Here is a 5,225-nt window from a genome sequence, read left to right on the forward strand (position 1 = left end):
TATTGATACACCAAAAAGCTTTCGACCTATGATCTGCCCATATTAATTACCCCAAAAACGGATACAGTTTGCAACTCTATTTTCATTTATGGCGATGGTCGTCAGGCCATGGGGGATTTGTATGAAAAATCGTACAAGATTCTGTTTTTTGGGTACCACGGCTTTGTTTTTATACGAAATTTCGTACAACGCGCATCCATTATATAAAAGGGCATGGCCTCCCTCTATTTCGAGAGCGATCCGCGCGGATCGCCTTCGAATGTCTATGCTTCAATGGCGTTGCAACGGGAAATTGCTGTCCGGACCGAACGGCCGTAATTTTGCCATACCGGTTGTTGAATTGGAAGCGGCACGGTATAATCTTGACAGCATTGAAACAAGGAGGGGGGCGAGAAAATGAAAGTTTCCAAGGCATTGACGGCGGCACTCGCCATATTCAGTTTGTCCGTAATCGTTGCTTGTTCCAATACGAGGATGGTCAGCCCTAACACGGCCTACAACGCTGTTATGCTGCTCAAACATTCGTTTGATCAAGGAGATTATGAAAGGTTTCAAACTTACTTCACCGACGCACAGCGCAACAAAATAAGCAAAGAACAATTCCGCGAATTGTCCGAACTGGCGACCGCGGGCTGGGGGCATGATACATACAGCGTCATTACATTTGAGAATGGCGAGAAATTGCTGATCAATACCGTGAAAGATTTGGAGGACGGTTATTATAAAATTCAAGACATCAAGCGAGTGCCGGAGGAATGGAAAGAGCTGTTTATTAGATGAACATCATAAGAAAAGGAAGCATTGACGATGACGAACCTAATCATCAAACCGATATTCAACCAATTGCATATTGCGGTCCGTTCCTTGGTCGAGATGATCGAGCAATTGACGGACGAAGATTTGAAAGCGCGGCCGATTCCGCATAAGCGATCGATTCAAGAACTGCTGGCACATATTTCAATGATTTGCAAAGCGAATTTCCTTATCGCTAACGAGGCGACCAGGCAAGAGATGGACGATTTTTACCGGGAGAACGAACCGGCGACACCGGATCAAATGAAGGAAGCGCTGCTGCAGCATTATCATTTTCTGCAACAGAAATACGAAACATATACCCTCGAACAATGGAATGAACGAACGACGTCGTATTGGGGGGTTACTTATTCAAGGTATGAATGGCTGCTGGAAATCGTAGGACATCTCTACCACCATAGAGGGCAGTTATATACGATGTTGACGCAGCAAGGCAAGGAACTGAAAGTCAATTTGTTCGAATGAAGGGAAAAGGCTGCTTCCACCCGGGCGACACCGGGGGAAGCAGCCTTTGCGAATTGCAGCTTAAACGTTCGGAATATCGATCTCCACTTCGCGGCCCGATTGCGCGGAGCGCAAAATGCCGTCAATAATCGCCTGGTTGCGGAGAATTTGCTCGCCCGGAATCGGAGCGGGCTTTCCTTCCCGAATGGAGGCGACGAAGTCTTTCACTTTCTCATCGAATAAATTGATTTGGTGCTCGATGACCGGAATCGGGCTTTCCGTCTGGTGGCCGCCGATATCGTGGAACAGGCGGATGCTGCCGAGCTTGCCGTCCATGACGCCGCTCCAAGGGCCTTGCCCTGCGGGGGTCACCTTGAGACCGGCTTCGGAACCGAGGAACATCGTTGCGCCAAGCGTATCCATATGCATCGCCCATGAAATTTTGAAGTTAAGAACGATGCCGCCTTCCAAACGGATGAGCGCCGCGGCGAAGTCCTCCACTTCGAAACGGTCCGCTTCATGGAAATATTTCGGGTTCGTTCCGAACGCGTTGGATGTAAATGCCGAGACGGTGAGCGGCTTCGGGTAGCCGAGCGCGTTCAGCGCAAAGTCGAGCGAATAGCATCCGATATCCGCCATCGCGCCGGACCCGGCCAACTCCTTGCGGATGAACGTGCCGCCGGGAATGCCGCGTCTTCGTCCGCCGCCCGTTTCGACGTAATAAACGTTGCCAAGCCTGCCGGATTGCACGAAATCGCGGACGATTTGCATATTCGGATCGTAGCGGGGCTGGAATCCGACCGACAGCATTTTGCCCGCAACATTCGATGCCCGAACCATATCGACCGCTTGCTCCAACGTTACGGACATCGGTTTTTCCACCAACACATGTTTGCCCGCTTCAAGCGCGTCTACGCTCGTCTGATAGTGGGCGACGTTCGGCGTACATATGCTGACCCCGTCCACATCGAGCTCGAGCAAGCGGCGGTGATCGTCGAAGGCCGCAGCTCCCGCCAATTGTTCTCTGCCGACGAATTCCGCGGCTCTTCCCGGTATAATATCGGCGACAGCCGCAATTTCAACGTCCGGAATCGCCTTATATGCATGCGCATGCGCACGTGCGATCCCCCCGCTGCCGATAATGCCGATTCGAATCGTTTTGCTCACGATGAACACCTCATTTTTCACTTTTATTCTACGGCCGACCGCCGCAGCCTTGCGAATTGCCGGGCTTTGTATTGTTTCGGCGTCATGCCGTAGCGTTTTTTGAAGACGCTGAACAAATAATTGCTGCTTGAGAATCCGTGCCGCAGCGCAATTTCCTGTACCGTCAATTCCGAATTCAGCAAATCGTGGCTGACATGGGCTAGTCGAATGTTTTCCAAATGTTTGCTAAACGAAAGATTCGCTTGTTCTTGGAATATCCGCTGCAGCTGGCGGGCGCTGACGAACACCTTCTCCGCCACTTCCTCCAGCGTTAGCGGGGATGCGTAATTATCGTGCATAAACTGCTCGACGAGTTGAAACCGATGCCGGTTCATGTCGCGGCTCGGGAGCTGCAGGCCGGTTAACGGAATTTCGTAAGCGCGAACCGATCTTAGCAATATTTGAACGACAGCCTGTTTCATCGACGCGTAGAAGCCGAACTGGTTCTCGGACCAGGCGCGGTACGCGTACAGAAACCATTGCATCGCATTGTATTTGTCCAATGTCGGTTCCAGAGGCAATCGCCGCAACTGGCGCACGCATTGCTCGGCTTCCTCGTTCTCGAGATGCTGTCCCCACTGGGCGTCCGCGGCGGAAGCGCCCTCTTGCGGCAATTCGACAATATCGATATGCAAGCATAATTCGTCCATTGCCGTTTGTTCGTCCGCTTCCTGATAATGAACCGCATCCGGTCCTGTTAAATAAAACATCCCTTCCGTCAATTCGTACGGCCTATCCCCCAATATGACCATCCCTTTGCCGCGCGGGATGAAATGAAACTCGTATTCGGAATGCTTATGAAAGGGAATGATTTTGCCGGGCGGAAAGCTCGTCAAATGACAGCGCAGCACGCGAATGCCGTAATTTCCCCAACGAAATCGAATATCCAGACGATCGAGCGCATCCTGCTTCGTCTCCATCAATTGAAAAGCGAAGGGCGTACTGCCGGATTTCGAATGGTGTGCGATCGGATCATGATGCGACACGATGCATTCCCCCTTTTACGCGTTATTCCGCCAACTCGTCGAGACGGATCGGCCGCTGCAGGCGAACCGATAAATTCGACGCTTCCATTAGCCGGGTCAAGTCTACGGCCAGCCGTATATTGTCATCCGCCGAGCTTCCTTCCCGAATATGGTTCACCCATTGCTCGAAGGCGGACAGCCGGGCCGCATGCAGCGGATATTCCGTCCAATCGCCCTCCGAATCGGTCTGCTTGTTGCTGCGGACGAGCAGTTTCGGCTCCGGTGTGCCGAACAACAGCGTTCCTTCCGTTCCGTGAATTTCGATCGCAAACGGGGAATGCGAATTGACGAACCCGGCTTCAACGATGCCGAGCGCTCCGTTTCCGTATTGCAGAACGGCCGTCGCATTGTCTTCCACCTCTTTGCCGGTAACGTAGCCGTAGTGGGCGCTGACCCGTTCGGGCAAACCGAGAAACAGCCTCGTTAAATACATCGGATGGCAGCCCAGATCGATCAGCGCGCCGCCCCCGCATTGCCGCAAATTGTAAAAATGGTCCGGCAGCCATCCCGCCACCGCTCCGTTATGGGAGAGGCGAACCCGGGCGAACGTGATGTCCCCTAACAGCCCTTGCTGCAAAATATCTTGTATGGCAAGCGTATACCCGTCGTTCAATCTAGGCAGCGATACGGTTAAGACGACGCCGTTCTCCGCAGCGGCGTTTACGATTTCATTCGTTTCCCGCAGCGTCGGCGCTACGACTTTTTCCGTGAAAATATGTTTGCCCGCCGCCGCCGCTTTGACCATGACGTCGCGATGCATATCGGTAGGGGCATCGACAATGACCGCATCGATGCCCGGCTCGGACAGCAGTTCGTCAAGCGATTCATAGAAAGGAACGCCGCGTTTGGCGGCTTCTTCTCTGCCGCGGCCGGGAAGCTCATCCCAGACGGCGACGATTTGCGTATCCGGATGCTGTTCGGCTTGTTTTGCGTAATCGGCGGCATGTACGTGCCAAAAGCTTAAGAGCGCTACCTTGATCATGGATAATCACCTCAATTGTATAATAATACGACACAACTATAAGGTAGCACACTTCAAAAGCAAATAATATTATAAGATAGCGACATTATGAAGTGAGAAATTACGACATGAATAGGAGCGGTGCCATTAGAAAGGCTGTATGGGGGCGAGGGCCGATATCAAAGTAATCTTTGATATGTTTTCCTTTTAGTAATATAATCATAGTATATAAATGAAACTAAGTTTCATATGGTGAAACTTTGGGGAGGGTTTTACATGAAAGCTGTTATTGTTGACAAGTATGGTTCAGTAGAGAATATGAGATATACAGATGTTGAGATGCCTTCAATCCGTTCAAACCAAATATTAATTCGTGTAAAAACAACGAGTGTCAATTTTGCCGATATTAAAGCGAGATATGGCAATAAAGGCCAAGCAAAACTGCCATTTATACTTGGTTTGGAAGCATCGGGAATTGTTGAAAAAGTTGGAAGCGAAGTGAAGTCTTTTTCTATTGGCCAACGTGTATTAGCTTTTCCTCAACATGGGTCGTATGCAGAATATGTCGTTGCCAATGAGAACTTAACTTTTGCCATTCCCGATCGTATTAGTTTTGACACTGCAGGAGCTTGCGGCATTGTATCTTTCTTATCATACAAATCCCCCATGGCCTGACGACCATCGCCATAAATGAAAATAGAGTTGCAAACTGTATCCGTTTTTGGGGTAATTAATATGGGCAGATCATAGGTCGAAAGCTTTTTGGTGTATCAATA

5 protein-coding genes and 1 pseudogene are annotated in these 5,225 nt (G+C 50.4%); 3 read left to right on the top strand and 3 right to left on the bottom strand.

Features of this window, described 5'->3' with window-relative positions; all coding sequences use genetic code 11:
- Nucleotides 1-396 precede the first annotated feature (396 nt).
- On the top strand, nt 397-780 hold the full coding sequence (locus tag LQ229_RS26750) for a hypothetical protein (RefSeq protein ID WP_216541084.1): 384 nt from the start codon (nt 397-399) through the stop codon (nt 778-780).
- A gap of 27 nt (nt 781-807) precedes the next feature.
- On the top strand, nt 808-1,278 hold the full coding sequence (locus LQ229_RS26755; RefSeq protein WP_216541085.1) for a DinB family protein: 471 nt from the start codon (nt 808-810) through the stop codon (nt 1,276-1,278).
- Nucleotides 1,279-1,338: 60 nt separating this feature from the next.
- On the opposite strand, the gene LQ229_RS26760 is transcribed toward LQ229_RS26755, so the two are convergent.
- Genes LQ229_RS26760 through LQ229_RS26770 form a run of 3 tightly spaced genes read right to left on the bottom strand, consistent with a single transcriptional unit; the run spans nt 1,339 to nt 4,470 of the window.
- The gene (locus LQ229_RS26760) at nt 1,339-2,424 is read right to left on the bottom strand and encodes a Gfo/Idh/MocA family oxidoreductase (RefSeq protein WP_216541086.1); all 1,086 of its coding nucleotides are present in this window, start codon (nt 2,422-2,424) and stop codon (nt 1,339-1,341) included.
- A 23-nt stretch (nt 2,425-2,447) separates the two neighbouring features.
- Nucleotides 2,448-3,449, bottom strand: a complete 1,002-nt coding sequence (locus tag LQ229_RS26765; protein WP_356712211.1) for an AraC family transcriptional regulator — start codon at nt 3,447-3,449, stop codon at nt 2,448-2,450.
- A 22-nt stretch (nt 3,450-3,471) separates the two neighbouring features.
- Complete coding sequence (locus tag LQ229_RS26770) at nt 3,472-4,470, bottom strand: Gfo/Idh/MocA family oxidoreductase (protein WP_216541088.1); 999 nt, start codon at nt 4,468-4,470, stop codon at nt 3,472-3,474.
- A 255-nt stretch (nt 4,471-4,725) separates the two neighbouring features.
- Between LQ229_RS26770 and LQ229_RS26775 the strand changes: the two are divergent.
- Nucleotides 4,726-5,106 (top strand): annotated as a pseudogene (locus tag LQ229_RS26775) (alcohol dehydrogenase catalytic domain-containing protein); the annotation flags it as partial.
- Nucleotides 5,107-5,225: the final 119 nt, after the last annotated feature.

This window comes from Paenibacillus sp. CECT 9249, assembly GCF_918697855.1.
Lineage (GTDB): Bacteria > Bacillota > Bacilli > Paenibacillales > Paenibacillaceae > MSJ-34.

Bases quoted from the DNA above. Each gene is read 5' to 3' on its own strand.
- LQ229_RS26770 (WP_216541088.1), bottom strand. From the start codon at position 4,470: ATGATCAAGGTAGCGCTCTTAAGCTTTTGGCACGTACATGCCGCCGAT.
- LQ229_RS26750 (WP_216541084.1), top strand. From the start codon at position 397: ATGAAAGTTTCCAAGGCATTGACGGCGGCACTCGCCATATTCAGTTTG.
- LQ229_RS26755 (WP_216541085.1), top strand. From the start codon at position 808: ATGACGAACCTAATCATCAAACCGATATTCAACCAATTGCATATTGCG.